At 64.8% G+C, this 15,087-nt stretch carries 13 protein-coding genes; 4 read left to right on the top strand and 9 right to left on the bottom strand.

Annotation, left to right across the window (positions count from 1 at the left end; translation table 11 throughout):
• The first annotated feature begins 139 nt into the window (after positions 1 to 139).
• Positions 140 to 1,444, top strand: a complete 1,305-nt coding sequence (locus IC762_RS15205; protein WP_195789576.1) for an MFS transporter — start codon at positions 140 to 142, stop codon at positions 1,442 to 1,444.
• Here the strand turns inward: IC762_RS15205 and IC762_RS15200 are convergent.
• The 3 genes from IC762_RS15200 to IC762_RS15190 form a co-directional block, all read right to left on the bottom strand.
• Entirely contained in the window at positions 1,441 to 2,778 is a 1,338-nt protein-coding gene (locus IC762_RS15200) for a carbohydrate porin (RefSeq protein ID WP_195789575.1), read from the bottom strand. The two genes, IC762_RS15205 and IC762_RS15200, sit on opposite strands and share 4 nt — an antisense overlap.
• Positions 2,779 to 2,802: 24 nt before the next feature.
• Positions 2,803 to 3,801, bottom strand: a complete 999-nt coding sequence (locus IC762_RS15195) for a transporter (protein WP_195790145.1) — start codon at positions 3,799 to 3,801, stop codon at positions 2,803 to 2,805.
• A gap of 181 nt (positions 3,802 to 3,982) precedes the next feature.
• Positions 3,983 to 4,765, bottom strand: coding sequence for an acetoacetate decarboxylase (locus tag IC762_RS15190; RefSeq protein ID WP_195789574.1), 783 nt, complete (start codon positions 4,763 to 4,765; stop codon positions 3,983 to 3,985).
• A 220-nt stretch (positions 4,766 to 4,985) separates the two neighbouring features.
• On the opposite strand from IC762_RS15190, the gene IC762_RS15185 reads away from it, so the two are divergent.
• Entirely contained in the window at positions 4,986 to 6,149 is a 1,164-nt protein-coding gene (locus IC762_RS15185) for a patatin-like phospholipase family protein (RefSeq protein ID WP_195789573.1), read from the top strand.
• 95 nt (positions 6,150 to 6,244) lie between these two features.
• Here IC762_RS15185 and IC762_RS15180 read toward each other — a convergent pair whose 3' ends face one another.
• Entirely contained in the window at positions 6,245 to 7,804 is a 1,560-nt protein-coding gene (locus IC762_RS15180) for an acyl-CoA carboxylase subunit beta (protein WP_195789572.1), read from the bottom strand.
• On the bottom strand, positions 7,734 to 8,705 hold the full coding sequence (locus IC762_RS15175; RefSeq protein WP_195789571.1) for an IclR family transcriptional regulator: 972 nt from the start codon (positions 8,703 to 8,705) through the stop codon (positions 7,734 to 7,736). Before IC762_RS15175 ends, IC762_RS15180 begins: the two co-directional genes overlap by 71 nt.
• A 131-nt stretch (positions 8,706 to 8,836) precedes the next feature.
• Here IC762_RS15175 and IC762_RS15170 point away from each other — a divergent pair, with 131 nt between their 5' ends.
• Both IC762_RS15170 and glsA read left to right on the top strand, forming a co-directional pair.
• Positions 8,837 to 9,058 (top strand): acetyl-CoA carboxylase biotin carboxyl carrier protein subunit, encoded by a 222-nt coding sequence (locus IC762_RS15170; protein WP_195789570.1) that lies wholly within the window; start codon positions 8,837 to 8,839, stop codon positions 9,056 to 9,058.
• A gap of 278 nt (positions 9,059 to 9,336) precedes the next feature.
• Entirely contained in the window at positions 9,337 to 11,196 is a 1,860-nt protein-coding gene (glsA, locus tag IC762_RS15165) for a glutaminase A (protein WP_195789569.1), read from the top strand.
• 178 nt (positions 11,197 to 11,374) lie between these two features.
• On the opposite strand, the gene IC762_RS15160 is transcribed toward glsA, so the two are convergent.
• The 4 genes from IC762_RS15160 to IC762_RS15145 all read right to left on the bottom strand — a co-directional run bounded on the left by IC762_RS15160 (position 11,375) and on the right by IC762_RS15145 (position 15,086).
• Complete coding sequence (locus IC762_RS15160; RefSeq protein WP_195789568.1) at positions 11,375 to 11,902, bottom strand: carboxymuconolactone decarboxylase family protein; 528 nt, start codon at positions 11,900 to 11,902, stop codon at positions 11,375 to 11,377.
• A 459-nt stretch (positions 11,903 to 12,361) separates the two neighbouring features.
• Positions 12,362 to 12,721 (bottom strand): Zn-ribbon domain-containing OB-fold protein, encoded by a 360-nt coding sequence (locus IC762_RS15155; protein WP_195789567.1) that lies wholly within the window; start codon positions 12,719 to 12,721, stop codon positions 12,362 to 12,364.
• Positions 12,718 to 13,854, bottom strand: coding sequence for a thiolase family protein (locus tag IC762_RS15150; protein ID WP_195789566.1), 1,137 nt, complete (start codon positions 13,852 to 13,854; stop codon positions 12,718 to 12,720). Before IC762_RS15150 ends, IC762_RS15155 begins: the two co-directional genes overlap by 4 nt.
• 65 nt (positions 13,855 to 13,919) lie before the next feature.
• A complete protein-coding gene (locus IC762_RS15145) occupies positions 13,920 to 15,086 on the bottom strand; it encodes an acyl-CoA dehydrogenase family protein (RefSeq protein WP_195789565.1) in 1,167 nt (388 codons plus the stop codon).
• Position 15,087: the final 1 nt, after the last annotated feature.

Below are 15,087 nucleotides of genomic sequence, written 5' to 3'. Positions count from 1 at the left end.
GACCCGTCGGGACAAAAGGCGTTTTTGACGCCGCTGCACTATGTCCGAAAACGAGGGAACTATGGCATTTTAGCCATGGCTCTCCCGTGGCATATTAAGCATCAGCAAATAGACCCTCACAATAATTTTCTGGACCACAATGATCTCGAACTGGCTTGCTTCCACCCTCGCCCGCCGCAACATCCATTACGGCTGGGTGATGGTCGCCGTCACCTTCCTTGCTGCGCTGATCTCGGCCGGCACCGTCGGCGCGCCCGGCGTCTTCATCGTGCCGTTGCAGAAGGAGTTCGGCTGGTCGACCGCCGAGATCTCGTCCGCGCTGTCGATCCGCTTCATCCTGTTCGGGCTGATGGCGCCGTTCGCCGCCGCGCTGATGAACCGCTACGGCCTGCGCAACGTGACGCTGGCGGCACAGCTCATCGTGGTCTCCGGCCTGCTCGCCTCGCTCGGCATGACGCAGGTCTGGCAGCTGGTCGCGCTGTGGGGCGTGGTGATCGGGATTGGCACCGGCATGACGGCGCTGGTGCTGGGCGCGACCATCGCCTCGCGCTGGTTCGTGGCGCGGCGCGGCCTGGTGATCGGCATCATGACCGCGAGCGTCGCCACCGGGCAGCTCGCCTTCCTGCCGCTGATCGCGACGCTGACCGAACGTTACGGCTGGCGCGTCGCGCTCGGCGTGATCTGTGTCGCACTCGGCCTTGCCGCCTTTGCCGTGCTGATGGTGATGCGCGACCGGCCGAGCGATGTCGGCCTGCGCCCGTTCGGCGACGAGGGCACCGCGCCGGTCCCTGCCCCGCCTCCGGCCAACGCGCCGATCGTGGCGGCGGCGCTCGGCACGCTGCGCGACGCCGCGAAGTCGTCGGTGTTCTGGATCCTGTTTGCCACCTTCTTCGTCTGCGGCGCCTCGACCAACGGCCTTGTGCAGGTGCACCTGATCCCGATGTGCCTCGACTACGGCATTCCGCAGGTGCAGGCCGCGAGCCTGCTCGCGGCGATGGGCATCTTCGATTTCTTCGGCACCATCATCTCGGGCTGGCTGTCGGACCGCTACGACAACCGCTATCTGCTGTTCTGGTATTACGGCCTGCGCGGGCTGTCGCTGCTCTGGCTGCCGTTTTCCGACTTCACGTTCTACGGCCTGTCGGTGTTTGCGATGTTCTATGGGCTGGACTGGATCGCAACCGTGCCGCCGACGGTGCGGCTGACCGCGCAGCGTTTCGGCGCCGAGCGCGCCAGTCTGGTGTTCGGCTGGATTTTTGCGGGCCATCAGATCGGCGCCGGCGCGGCGGCGTTCGGCGCCGGGCTGTCCCGCACGATCTATGCGAGCTATCTGCCGGCTTTCTTCATCGCCGGCCTGCTCTGCATCTTCGCCTCCGCCATCGCGCTCGCGATCGCGCGGCCGCAACCGAAGCCCGCGGCGGAACCGAAGGCGGCGGCGGCTTAGTATGAGAGGATAGTGCGCACACCGACCACCACGCTGTCCCTGATCCGATGCGTCTGCGTCGGATCATAGGGATCGACGGCGCCGCCGCCGGGATGGGCGATGTACTCGAACACCGGCTGAACCGTGAAATTGTCGTTCACGACGTGCTGGTAGGTGACCTCGAGCACCGCCTCGTAATCGCGGATCGGATACGGCGTGCCCGTGAAGATCTGCGTATCACGGTCGAGCGCGCGGGCGGCATCCGAGATTTTCGCGTAGGTGGCAGCGACGCCGAACCTGTCGTTCGGGTACTTGTCGCTGAAGCCCGTGAACAGGAGGCCGCCGTCGACATAGGCGCTGACCAGATTGCGGTCGGACGGGCTGACGGAAGCGCGCATGAAGAATGCGACGCCCTTGTCCGGATCCTTGGCGGTGCGCGTCAGCTGCTGCTCATAGACCATGAACACGCCGTTGTTGCCGCGGTGCCAGAGCGTATCGCCGGAGCTGTTCGGGTCGGCCAGCGACAGCCCGTCGGCCGAGTAGCGCTGGTCGGCAAACGACATCTGGTGATACCAGGCGCCGCCGGTGATCGTTGCCGGCAGCTTGCTCTCGCCGATCTCGAACTTGTATTTGAGCTGCCCGATCCACCACGGCGGATCGTTGACGCGGAACGCGATGCCGTTGGGATTGAGGATCTGCGGATCGAGGTCGCCTTGCGGCGCGGCCGAACCGTCGAACACCGCAAGGTAGGCGGTGATGCGATCGGACAGATTGGCCTTGACGCGGATGCCCGGCACCGCGAGTGCCGGCGACGGGCCGCCTGACGGCAAATTGACGCCGGTAATGCCGGGCCACCCCAGCGCCGAATTGATGAAGATGTCGTCGTACTGACTGTCGATGAACTCGACATCGGCGCCGATCTGGCCGAAACGGATCGCAAGCCTGCCGTCGAGCAGCTTCTGCTCGATCCAGAGTTCATAGAGCCGGGTCGCGGGCAGCGCCTCCACACCGGACACCAGCATCAGATTGCCGACATAGCTCCGCGACAGGCCGTCGCCATGGATCTGGTACATGTTGGCGTGGAACGTCGCGCCGGTCCAGCCGAACACCTTCTCGAGGTCGATGGTGGTGCCGAGATCGAGGCGGCCGGTATAGATCGCGCCGGTCGCCATGCCTCCCGAGACGTTGGCAAAGCTCTCGCCGATATAGGTGAAGCTGAACTGGTAGCCGGCCTGCTCCAGCGCCGCGCGGGTGTCGGCGATGCGGTCCGCGACCGGCTTGTCGTCCGCCAGCGCGGGCGTCGCGAACGCGAGGGCCGCGGCCACCATCGTTGCGCGGAAGAGAGGTCTGGACATGGCGGGGACCGCGGCGCGACCGTTCTATCTGACGATGCCGAGCCGCCGCATGATCAGATAGGCCAGCAACGCCGAGCCGACCAGGAGACCGGCCGCGATGAAAAAGCCGCTCTCGTTGTCGGTCAGCGGCAGCCCCTTGGTGTTCATGCCGAAGATGCCGGTCACCAGCGTCGGCGGCAGCAGCATCATGGTGACGACGGCGAGCGCGTGCAGATGCTTGTTGCTCTCCTCCTCCAGCTTGAAGCGCAGCTCCTCTTCGAGAAGGCGGCTGCGCTCGCGCAGCTCGACGATGTCGTGGTCGAGGCCGTCGAGCCGCTGCGCCAGCTTGCCGGCCTGCAGCCGCAGCGCCGGGCTGAGATCGTCCATGTTCTTCAGCTCGAGCCGGTGGAACACGACGCGCAGGCCCATCAGCTGGCGATGCAGCCCGACGCTGGTGCGGCGCATCCGGGCCAGCGTGCTGCGGGTTTCGGACGTCGAGTCGCCCGAGACCACCTGCTCCTCGATGGTGTCGAGCTCGGTGCCCATCTTGTCGGCGATGCGGTCCATGGTGTCGGCGACCTCATGGACGATCTTCTCAAGCAGCGCCGCCACGGTCTCGACGCGATAGCCGCCCTCGAGCACGCGGCGGGTCGCATCGGCCGCGCACAGCGCCTGATGGCGGCCGCTGATCAGGAGCCGCTCGGTCATCGCGAAGCGCAGGAAGTCGGTCTCCTCGGTCGGCGCATCGATGCTGCGCACCAGGTCCGAGAACACGCCGTAGACGCAGTTCTCGATGGTGTGGATCTGCTGGAACCGATCACCCGACAGCAGCAGGTCGCGCGCGAGCTGCGGGATATGGACGGTGGCGAGCCACGCCCGGGCGCGCGCATCGGCCAGGTTGACGTGCAGCCAAAGCCGCCCGTCACGGCTCGGCTCGATCGGCGCATCGACCGGCAGCGCCTCGGCGGCGCCGTCGTGGTGCAGGCGGAAGGCCCAGACCAGTCCGGGAATGATCTCCTGACCCTGGCCGGGCCGGATCTCCACGAGATTGGTGGGAGGCGTATCAGCCTGCACGGCGGGCCTCCCAGGCAAATGCTCGGCGCATAATTCGACGGCGCATATTCAATATTCCTGCCAACACAAAAGCGGACGCGCGCGTCCTATCGTCGCGGAGTCCCACGGATAGGAGAGCGCGCGCGTTACAGTTTGATGTCAGCGACCTGCGCTATTCTGCCGCAAGGCCGGTCGGCGCGACCTCTTCGGCAACCTTGTTGTAATCATGCACCACGCGGCCGAACGGCAGCGTCAGGTCGGCGATATAATGATGCGCGCCGATCACGCGCTTGACCGGGAAGTCCGCCACCGGCGCGTTGACGTGCGGCACCAGATGCAGCCGGCCGGGCCCGATCCACGAGCCTTTGACGTTGATGTCGATGAGGTTGATCGCGACCAGCTGGCAGATCTCGAGATGGCCGTCGACGCCGGGGATCATCTTCAAATTGATCTGCGTCTTCGACAGCGTGGCGCGCGTCGCATCGCCATTGCCCGCCATGCTCTCATGCTTGTAGCCCATGGTGCCCATGGCCACGAGCTGGCCGGCATACTCCAAAGTGCCGGTCAGCGTGTCCTTGACGATCTCGAGCTTGGGATGGGCGTACTTCTTCGGAAAGCCCCAGATCTCGCGGCCGGCCGCGATCGGCGGATCGTCGTCGAGATACATCTGGCAAACGAAGTTGACCTCTTCGCCGTGCAGGCGCGCGGGGATCACGAGACCGGACTCGGTGTAGCTGCCGAAGCCCGACGAGTCGGGCATCCTGATCCATTCATAGTGCACGATCGGGTCTGCGATCGGCTCCAGCGGCTCAGGCAGGCCGGCACGGATCAGCATCGGATCGGTCTCGTAGGTGATGACGAGAAACTCGCGATCGACGAAACGATAGGGACCGGCGGGATAGCTCGGGCCGGCAGCCGGCATCGACGGAAGCTTCAGCAGATCTTCCCTGCGCATCGCAATAACCCCCTGTTTGCAATATTGCGCAGAACGCTAGCGGCCGAGATTGACAGCGATATGAGGGATTTCCGTCAGTCGCATGACCAGCGCTTCCGTGCGGAGGCCAATGCTAACCATGCAGGCAGCCATGCCGGATGCGCCGCGCAAGCGAACAGCGCTTGTCATCATGGCGTCATGGCCGCGCTGAATTCTCGCCGCAAAATTTGGAGTGTGTGATATGGACGCGCGATCCCCTCATTTCCAGGACATCGAGCACGCAACGCCCGGCTGGCGGCCCGAAGGCTGCGATCGAGTCGCGTTGGTGCTGCAGGGCGGCGGCGCGCTTGGCGCCTATCAGGCCGGCGTCTACCAGGCGCTGCATGAATCCAACATCGAGCCGGACTGGGTCTGCGGCGTTTCGATCGGCGCGATCAATTCGGCGATCATCGCCGGCAACCCGCCGGAGAAGCGGCTGGAGCGGCTGCATATTTTCTGGGACCGCATCACCAGCCGCAAGATCTGGCACTACACGCCGGACGGCGACGTCTTTCGCAAGGCACGCAATCTGACCAGTTCGTGGATGACGACCACGATGGGCCAGCCCGGCTTCTTCACCCCGCATCAGACCAATCCATGGTTCAGCCCGGCCGGCGCGCGCACCGCGACGAGCTATTACGACACCTCCCCGCTGAAGGAGTCGCTGCTCGAGCTGGTCGATTTCGACCGCATCAATTCCAAGAAGATCCGCTTCGCGGTCGGCGCGGTGAACGTGCTGTCCGGCAACTTCATCTATTTCGACAATGCTTATGACGAGATCATCCCCGAGCACATCATGGCGAGCGGCGCGCTACCGCCGGCGCTGCCGATGGTGAAGATCGGCACCGATCATTTCTGGGACGGCGGCATCGTCTCCAACACGCCGCTGCAGCACCTGCTCGACCAGGAAGACAACGCCAACTCGCTGGTGTTCCAGGTCGACCTGTTCTCGGCCCGCGGCGCGCTGCCGCGCGACATCCAGGACGTGATGGCCCGCCACAAGGACATCATGTATTCCTCGCGCACCCGCTACAACACCGACGTCTATCGCAAGACCTATGGCCTGCGCACCGCCCTGCACAACGCGCTGGGCAAGATCCCCGACGATCAGCTCTCGGAGCAGGAGAAGAAGCTCAAGCAGACCAACAGCAAGCTGCCCGGCATCACGCTGCTGCAACTGATCTACCAGCAGAAGGCCTATGAGGGCGACGCCAAGGACCACGAATTCTCGGGCACCTCGATGCGCGAGCACTGGGTCAGCGGCCACGAGGACACCAAGCGCTCATTGAAGCGCCGCGACTGGATCAAGATGCCCGAGAACGGCATGGGCATCGTGATCCACGACGTGCATCGGGAGAGTGATTGAGAATGTCGTTCCGGGGCGATGCGTAGCATCGAACCCGGAACCTCGAGATTCCGGGTTCGGTCCTGCGGACCGCCCCGGAATGACAGTGGTAAGCGCTACGGCCGCGTCGACATGTTGCTCGGCGGTCCGACGCTGCGGATCGGCTCGGCGAGACGCACGAATTCGCAAAGCAGCGAACGCGTCTTGCGCGGATCGATCACCTCCTCGACCCAGAACTTCTCGGCCGAGCGGAATGGCGAGCGCAGCTTGTTGAGGCGATCCTCGATCTCGCGCAGCTTCGCCGCCGGATCGGCAGCCGCGTCGATCTCGGCGCGATAGGCCGCCTCGATGCCGCCTTCCAGCGGCAGCGAGCCCCAATAGGCCGACGGCCAGGCGTAGCGCATCGAGAAGCGGTTGGCCGGCTGATGCACCACGCCGGCGACGCCGAATGCATTGCGGATGATGATGGTGCACCAGGGCACCGTGCTTTGGTTGACCGCCGCCATCGCGCGCACGCCGTGGCGGATGGTGGCGGACTTCTCGGCTTCCAGCCCGATCATGAAGCCAGGGCAATCCATCAGATAGACCACCGGCAGATGGAAGGTCTCGGCGAAGTCGACCCAGCGCACCACCTTGGCGCAGGCATCCGCGGTCCAGGAGCCGCCATAGTGGAAGGGATCGCTCGCGAGCAGCAGAACCGACCTGCCCTCGATCCGCGCCAGGCCCGTGATGATCGGCCGGCCGAAATTGGCCGATACCTCGAAGAACGAGCCCTTGTCGACGACGGCCTCGATGATCGGCCGCATCTTGTAGACCTGCCGGCGATTGCGCGGCACCGCCGTGAGCAGCGCCTCCTCGGCGCGCGCGGGATCGTCGGTGCAGGGAATGGTCGGCGGCAACTCGTAGACCGACGACGGCAGATAGGACAGGAAACGCCTGGCGCAGTCGAACGCCTGTTCTTCGGTCTCGACAGCCTGGTCGATCGCGCCGGCGCGGGTCTGGATGTCGGCGCCGCCGAGCTCCTGCTTGGTCAGGTCCTGGCCGAGCCGCTTCACCACCGGTGGGCCGGCGACGAACATCGCGGACGCCTTCGTCATCACGGAGTAATGCGTTGCCGCGAGCCGCGCGGCGCCGAGGCCGGCGACCGAGCCCAGGCCGAGCCCAACCACGGGCACGCGCGCCAGATTGGCCGTCGTGTACCAGTACCAGCGCGTGCCGCCGACGCCGCCCGGCAGGTTCGCCGCGCCCTTGGTCTCGATCGTCTTCACCGAACCGCCACCGCCGGAACCTTCGATCACCCGGATGATCGGCAGGCGGAAGTCATGCGCCATCTCCTCCGCCATCAGCGGCTTCGCGGAAATCGACGCGTCGGCCGAGCCGCCGCGCACGGTGAAATCGTCGCCGACCACCACCACGGTGCGGCCATCGACGCGAGCACGGCCGAACACGCAGTTCGCCGGCGTCAGATGCTTGAGCTCGTTGTTCTCGTCGTATTCGGCGATGCCGGAGATGGCGCCGATCTCGTGAAAACTCTCGCGATCGACCAGCCCGTCGATGCGCTCGCGGACGGTGAGCCGGCCCTGGTCGCGTTGCCGCTTGACCTTGTCAACGCCTCCCATCTCCCGCGCGAACGCTTCGCGCCGGGCGAGGTCGTCGAGCTCCGGCTTCCAGTTCATTCAGGGCCTCCCTCTTGATGATCTTGTTGTTATGGGCGGTCACCGGAAGCGTCTTGCGCTCGATCCGATTGGCGAAGATGTCGCCGTCGGCGCCTTCGAGCAAGCTGCCGATCGCGGCGCCGAGCTCGATCATCTGCGGCGCGACTTCGCGATGCAGCCGCGCCTCGTCATACATCGCCGAGAGCAGGCCGATCGTGGTCACGACATAGGTCTGGTATTGCGGCGACCACACCGGGACCGCGACGCCGTTGATGTGCGGGCTCCACAGCCCGCAGGCGACGACATAACCGTGCTCGCGCAGATGATTCCGGTTGGCCTCGATGCGCGGCGTCAGCATCTTGGCGCCGTCGGGCAGCTCGCGCTCCATCTCGGCAATCAGCGCATCGCCGACCGCGGGATCGAGCGCTGCGGTGTAGGCGTGGCCGGCGGCGGTCGTCGCCATCGAGATGCGGCTGCCGGTGGCCTCGTGCAGGCCGAGCGCGTTCGCCGCACGAGCAAATTCCAGATAGACCATATGAAAGCGGTCGGGGATGACGAAGCCCACCGTGCCCGGCAGCTGATCGGCGACATCCTGCAGCCGCAGCCGGATCAGATTGCGCAACTGCAACCCCTTCATCATCGTGGTGCTCATCGCCACCGCGCTCGGCCCGATCCGATACTTCTGGTCGCGCGGCAGATAGACCAGCTGTCCCATCCGCGTCAGCGTGTGAGTCAGGCGTGACACCGTCGAGCGCGGCAGCCCGCAGCGGTTCGATATCTCGAGATTGCCGAGCCGCGCCTCATGCCCCTCGAAGCATCGCAACACGTCGAAGGCGCGCGACACCACCTGGATCACATCGCCATCGCCGGTTTCGCTGGCGAGCATTCCCTGTCGGCTAAGCCGTTCCGAGCGCCGTCCCATCTTGTTTCTCTCCATTCCGCCATGCGGAATAAAATTCCACTTGAAGAAGACGCTACCTCAGGCAATCCTGCATCACAAACAAAAAGCCGTTCGCCGGACGAAATTTCCGCAGGACGGTATCGGAGAGTGGAATGCCTGAGATCAAGGTTGTCACCGAAGTTGCCGGGCGCGTCTGCGCGCTTCCCGTCGAAGCCGGCAGCAGCATCGGCGATGGTGACGAAATCGCTTTCGTCGAGGCGATGAAGATGGAAATACCGGTCACATCGACAATCGCAGGCAAAATCAAGTCGATTCTGGTCAGGATCGACGATGTCATCGCCGAGGGTCAGGCGGTCGCGATCATCGAGACCTGAGCCAGCCGCCGAGCATCGCACCTGGCTGTTATCGCCCGGCCATCGCTGCGTCGATAAGGCACCGGGCCGCAGTCGTAGCGCAATCGCCAAGTTTAGCGTCTAGAAACAAGTTCGCAGCTAAAGTTTCGTGTCGCGAAACAATTCGATCGTTGTCTCCGATCTCCGAATCCAAGGGTCTTCCCCGCGCGATCAATCAGCGGCGACTGGGCCTCGTTGCACTGGTCCACCGCCGTCCGTTCGGTTGCGCGCGCCCTGATTGCGTTGCACAACAGGAGGCGATGAAACGATCGCCTCCGCCCGTCACCGCCAGCACCGTCAACTGGACTCGCGCGCAGCCGCCGCTGCTGCGGTTTCTGCACACCTGTTACGCAGACTTCCTGCCTGAAGTCGGCGGCGCCGTCGCCGACTACATCCCCGAGCTCGGCAAGGCCGACCCTGCCCATTTCGGCGTCAGCCTCGCGACCCTCGACGGCCATGTCTATGAGGTCGGCGACACCAGGGTGCCCTTCACCATCCAGTCGATGTCGAAACCGTTCACATTTGCGCTGGCACTGGACACGCTGGGCGCCGAGCGGGTCGAGGGCGTGATCGGCGTCGAGCCGTCCGGCGACCCCTTCAACTCGATCCGGCTCAACGCGGACAATCATCCGTTCAACGCGATGGTCAACGCCGGCGCGATCGCCTGCTCCGGCCTGCTGCACGCCGCCAAGGGCGACGGCGCGTTCGACTATATCAGGCAGGCGCTCGGCCGCTTCGCCGGCCGCGAGCTCGACGTCGACGACGCCGTCTACGCCTCCGAGAGCGCAACCGGCGACCGCAACCGCGCGATCGGCTACCTCTTGCGCACCAATGGCGTGATCACCGAGAACGTGCCTGCGGTGCTCGACGTCTATTTCCGGCAATGCGCCATCCTCGTCACCGCGCGCGACACCGCGGTGATGGCGGCGACGCTGGCCAACCGCGGCGTCAATCCATTGACCGAAGAGCAGGTGGTGACGCCCTACGCGATCGCGCGCACGCTCTCGGTGATGACGTCGTCGGGCATGTACGACTACGCCGGCGAATGGATCTACCGGGTCGGCATCCCCGCCAAGAGCGGCGTCGGCGGCGGCATCCTGGCGGCGCTGCCGGCACGGCTCGGGCTCGGCAGCTATTCGCCGAAACTCGACAAGCACGGCAACAGCGTGCGCGGCATCAAGGTCTGCGAGGCGCTGTCGGCGCATTACGACCTGCATATGCTCAACCGCAGCGACGACGCCCGCCATAGCATCATCGCCGACTACAATATCGGCAAGAACCCGTCCCGCCGGGTGCGCCGGCCGCAGGAGCAGGAGATCCTGGCGAAACACTTCCAGGAGGTCCGCGTGATCGAGCTGGTCGGCACGCTGTCGCTCTCCAATGTCGACTATGTCTCGCGCCGCCTCGGCGGCGGGCCGCGGCCGGAATTCGTGATCTTCGATCTGCGCCGCGTCACCGCCACGACGCGCGCCGGCGCGCGGCTGGTGGCGGAGGCCTTCCAGGCGCTCGCCGAGCTCGGCGTCACCGTGATCCTGTCCGGTGTCAAGCGGACCTCGCGGGAATGGGCCACGATCGGCGAATGGACCAGCCGGCTCGGCAACATCAGAGACTTCTACCTGCTCGACGCCGCCATCGAATGGGCCGAGGACCAGATCGTCTACCGCTACGGCGGCTCGATCGACTTCCTCGAGACCACCGAGCTTTCCGAGCAGCCGCTGCTCGGCGGATTGAACGCGGATGAACTGGCTGACCTTGCCGCGCTCTGCACGGTGCGGAGCTATCAGCCGAACCAGAAGATCATCGCCGCAGGTGATGCCGCGGCCTCGCTGTTCTTCCTGCGCAGCGGCGTGGTCCACGTCACTCTGCCCGACGGCGTCAGGCTGGCGACACTCACCGCCGGCATGGCGTTCGGCGAGATGGCGCTGCTGGAACCGCAGCGCTCGGCGGACGTGCTGGCCGACATGTCGGCGACTGCGTATGAGGTGACGATTGCCGAGTTCGAGCGGTTTCGCGCCCAGCATCCGGGCGCATGCGAACGGATCATGCGCAATCTGGCGCAGTTGCTCGCCGAGCGGCTGATCGTGGCGAATGCGAAGGTCGACCTGCTGACGTCTGGCTAGATGTCTCCTCCCCTCCCCCGCTCTTCGCGGGGAGAGGGTTGGGGTGAGGGGCCGTCTCGGCATAACGTTTCGAAGCCGGACTCGCGGAGACTCCCCCTCACCCGGATCGCATTGCATGCGATCCGGCCTCTCCCCGCAGGCGGGGCGAGGCGAAGAGCCCCGTGGACAATACCGAATTCTAGCTCACCACTTCAGTGACCGGCTGCAAGTCGATCTCGAAGGTTTCGAGAAACTTCGAGGTCATGATGTAGAAGCCCACCGAAAGCTGCAGCTCGATCAGTGCGGCCGGCGTCAACATCGCGGCGATCGCCTTGAAGGTCGCGTCGGTCGGCTTCTTCAGCTTGACGATCTCGTCGGTGAAGGCGAGCGCGGCGCGCTGCACCTCGTTGAAGCAGGCAGCTTGCTGCCAGTTCTCCAGCGCTTCGTTCTGCTCGTCGGTAACGCCGACATTCTTGCCGATGCGCTTGTGCGCGACGATCTCGTAGGGCGATTCGCAGAGGATGCCGGTGCGTGTGATCGCAAGCTCGCGCACGACAGGGTCGAGCTCGCCCTTGTGGCGGATCGCACCACCGAGCCGGCAGTACTGCTCAAAATAAGCAGGCGAGTGCGCCATCATGCGGAAGATATTGGCGTTGCGGTTCTTGTCGAGGATCTCGCGGGTACGCGGGTTTGCCTTGGCGGGATCGGAGTAGTCGATGCGGGCCATTTCCTAACCTTGATCTTGCTGTCGTTTCTTTGCATCCGGGACACTATCCGCCGCGCGTCGCCGGAGCAACACACGCGAGTCAAATTGCCGCCTCAATCGCAGACGACCCTGCTACCGTCGATATTCGCTGAGTGGGGACTCAATCAAAAGCGAATACTCGTCGCGGGGTGTTCCGAGTTCAAAAATCAGGCCGTCTTGCGCGCGATTTGTGCAACGACGAGTCACGCCCGGGTCTAGGGGAAACGCATGAAGGAAGCCACCAAGAGGGCGGCCTCGGAGGCGCTTGCGCAAGTCCTGGCGGTGACGGCAATGCTCGTCATCGCCAGCGTTGTGTTCTACTGGCGGTGACTGCCGTCTGGTAACGAGTAACGGTTGTCATTGCGAAGAGCGCAGCGACGAAGCAATCCATGCTCCCCCGTCCAGCCATGGATTGCTTCGCTTCGCTCGCAATGAAGGGTGCTATTTCGTCCTTGCGAAATACGGCACCAGCCGTCCGGCAAATTGCGTGAAGCGCGCGACAACCTTGTCGCCGATGGCGAGGTCGTTGTCGCCATGAGCCATCACGCGAAAGCCCTCTTCGGTATCGACCAGCACGATGTTGTAGGGCACATGCGCCCTGGTCTCCGGCGTCGCGGCGCGGCAGACCAGCGAGGTCGCATAGACCGTCCCGGCCCCGCTCGCGCGATGCTCGGCAAGATCAGGCGAGCCGCACGCCGCGCAAAAGCTGCGGCGGAAATATTGCCGCGCGGCGCAGGCGCTGCAGGCCTGGTAGACGATGGCCTCCGCGCCCTTGGTCCAGTCAGCGATCGGTTCGCTCATCGCACGCGCTCCAGGAACATGCTGACATGCGACGACAGCACGCCGCCGTCGCCGTGCAGCAGCGCGACCGAGGCGTCGCGGACCTGACGTTTGTCGGCGCGGCCGGTCATCTGCAAATGGGTTTCGACCAGATGCGCCATCGCACCGCCGACGCCGCAATGGCCATAGCTGAGCAGCCCGCCATGGGTATTGAGCGGCATCTCGCCATCCTGGTTGAAGTACCCCGCGCGCACCCGCGCAGCCGCCTCGCCGCGTTTGGCAAGACCGAGATCTTCCAGCAGCATCGCCAGCGTGATGGTGAAGCTGTCGTAGACCGCAGCGTAGCGCACATCCGGGATCGCAAGACCCGAGGCCTGTTTCGCCTTTGCGATCGAAATCTCCGCACCGAGCTCGCTCAGCGCAGGCGCTGCCGTGACATGCTGATGGGTATGTGCCTGCGCGCAGCCGCGCACGCGGATTTGCCTGTCTCCGGTCGGCTCGCGGCTGATCACACAGGCCGCGCCGCCGTCGGAGACCGGGCAGCAATCCAGCAGTTTCAGCGGCATCGCCACCGGCTTCGACGCCATCACGTCGGCTACCGTGATCGGGTCATGGAACTGGGCGCCGGGATGCATCACGGCGTGCTTGCGCATCAGCACGGCGAATTCGGCAAGGTCCTCTTGCGTGACGCCGTGCTCATGCATGTAACGCGTCGCGACCAGGCCGTAATAGGCCGGGATCGTCGGCCCCAACGTCACCTCATAATCGGGATGTCCGACCTGGGCCAACGCCTGGATCGAAGCATCGCGGCTCTGCCCGGTCAGGCGGTTCTCGCCACCGACGACAAGCACATGTTTTGCGACGCCGGCCTCGACCAGATGATGCGCCAGCATGGTCATGGCGAGCCCGGTCGCGCCGCCGACCTGCACGGCATGGGCATAAGACGGACGAATGCCGAAATGCTCGGCAAACACGGTCGCCAGCATGATGTGCGGCGAGACCGTGGAATAGCCGCAGAGGATGCCGTCGATCTCGGAGCGCTTGAGGCCGGCATCGGCGACGGCGAGCTCGGCCGCCTTGCTCATCAGGTCGAGCGAGGAAGAGCCTTCGTGCCTGCCAAAGGATGTGAGGCCGACGCCGGTGACGAAGCTCATCGTGTCTTCCTTTGTTCGTCATTCCGGGGCGCGCGGGCGCCAGCCCGGAATGACAAGTGGAAACATCAATACGACTTCGGAAGGCCGAGCACCTTCTCGCCGATGAAGCTCAGGATCAATTGCGGGCTGATCGGCGCGATGCGCGGGATCAGTGATTCCCGCAAGTAGCGCTCGACATGATATTCCTTGGCATAGCCGAAGCCGCCATGGGTCATCACCGCCTGCTCGCAGGCGTGGAAGCCGGCCTCGGCCGCGAGGTATTTGGCCGCATTCGCAGCCGGGCCGCACGGCAGGTTCTGGTCGTATTGCCAGCCTGCCCGCAGCACCATCAGCCAGGCGGCCTCCAGCTCCATCCAGCACTTCGCCAGCGGATGCTGGATCGCCTGGTTCATGCCGATCGGGCGGTTGAACACGACGCGGCCCTTGGCGTATTCGGAGGCCCGCTTCAGCGCGACCTGACCGAGACCGACGGCTTCGGCCGCGATCAGGATGCGCTCGGGATTCATGCCGTGCAGGATGTATTCGAAGCCGCGGCCTTCCTCGCCGATCCGGTCCTCGACCGGAATCTCGAAGTTCTCGAAGAACAGCTCGTTGGAGTCGACGGGCTTGCGGCCCATCTTCTCGATCTCATGCACGGTGACGCGCTGTTTATCGAAATCGGTGTAGAACAGGCTGAGGCCGTGGGTCGGGCTGCGCACCTCTTCCAGCGGCGTGGTGCGCGCCAAGAGCAGGATCTTGTTGGCGACCTGCGCGGTCGAGATCCACACCTTCTGGCCGTTGACGATGTATTTGTCGCCCTGCCGCACCGCGCGGGTCTTGAGCTGGGTGGTGTTGAGGCCGGTGTTGGGTTCGGTCACCGCAAAGCACGACTTGTCACGGCCGTCGATGATCGGCGGCAGCATGCGCCGGCACTGCTCCTTGGTGCCGAACACCACGACGGGATTGAGCCCGAACACGTTCATGTGCACGGCCGAGGCGCCGGACATGCCGGCGCCGGATTCGGAGATCGTGCGCATCATGATCGCGGCGTCGGTGATGCCGAGGCCGGAGCCGCCATACTCCTCGGGGATGCAGATGCCGAGCCAGCCGGCATCGGCCAGCGCACGATGGAAGTCGGCGGGATAGCCGCCCTCCTTGTCCTTCTTCAGCCAGTAGGCGTCGTCGAAGCGCGAACAGATTTTGGCGACGGCATCGCGGATCGATTCCTGGTTGGTGGAGAGTGCGAAATCCATC

Origin of the sequence: Bradyrhizobium genosp. L, from assembly GCF_015624485.1 — a bacterium.
Classification (GTDB): Bacteria; Pseudomonadota; Alphaproteobacteria; order Rhizobiales; family Xanthobacteraceae; genus Bradyrhizobium.
Note: the sequence above shows the minus strand (reverse complement) of the source record. Positions and strands in the feature narration are given on the sequence as shown.

Bases quoted from the DNA above. Each gene is read 5' to 3' on its own strand.
- IC762_RS15155 (WP_195789567.1), bottom strand. From the start codon at position 12,721: ATGAGCGAACCGATCGCTGACTGGACCAAGGGCGCGGAGGCCATCGTC.
- IC762_RS15205 (WP_195789576.1), top strand. From the start codon at position 140: ATGATCTCGAACTGGCTTGCTTCCACCCTCGCCCGCCGCAACATCCAT.
- IC762_RS15185 (WP_195789573.1), top strand. From the start codon at position 4,986: ATGGACGCGCGATCCCCTCATTTCCAGGACATCGAGCACGCAACGCCC.
- IC762_RS15145 (WP_195789565.1), bottom strand. From the start codon at position 15,086: ATGGATTTCGCACTCTCCACCAACCAGGAATCGATCCGCGATGCCGTC.
- IC762_RS15170 (WP_195789570.1), top strand. From the start codon at position 8,837: ATGCCTGAGATCAAGGTTGTCACCGAAGTTGCCGGGCGCGTCTGCGCG.
- IC762_RS15200 (WP_195789575.1), bottom strand. From the start codon at position 2,778: ATGTCCAGACCTCTCTTCCGCGCAACGATGGTGGCCGCGGCCCTCGCG.
- IC762_RS15160 (WP_195789568.1), bottom strand. From the start codon at position 11,902: ATGGCCCGCATCGACTACTCCGATCCCGCCAAGGCAAACCCGCGTACC.
- IC762_RS15190 (WP_195789574.1), bottom strand. From the start codon at position 4,765: ATGCGCAGGGAAGATCTGCTGAAGCTTCCGTCGATGCCGGCTGCCGGC.
- glsA (WP_195789569.1), top strand. From the start codon at position 9,337: ATGAAACGATCGCCTCCGCCCGTCACCGCCAGCACCGTCAACTGGACT.
- IC762_RS15150 (WP_195789566.1), bottom strand. From the start codon at position 13,854: ATGAGCTTCGTCACCGGCGTCGGCCTCACATCCTTTGGCAGGCACGAA.
- IC762_RS15175 (WP_195789571.1), bottom strand. From the start codon at position 8,705: ATGGGACGGCGCTCGGAACGGCTTAGCCGACAGGGAATGCTCGCCAGC.
- IC762_RS15180 (WP_195789572.1), bottom strand. From the start codon at position 7,804: ATGAACTGGAAGCCGGAGCTCGACGACCTCGCCCGGCGCGAAGCGTTC.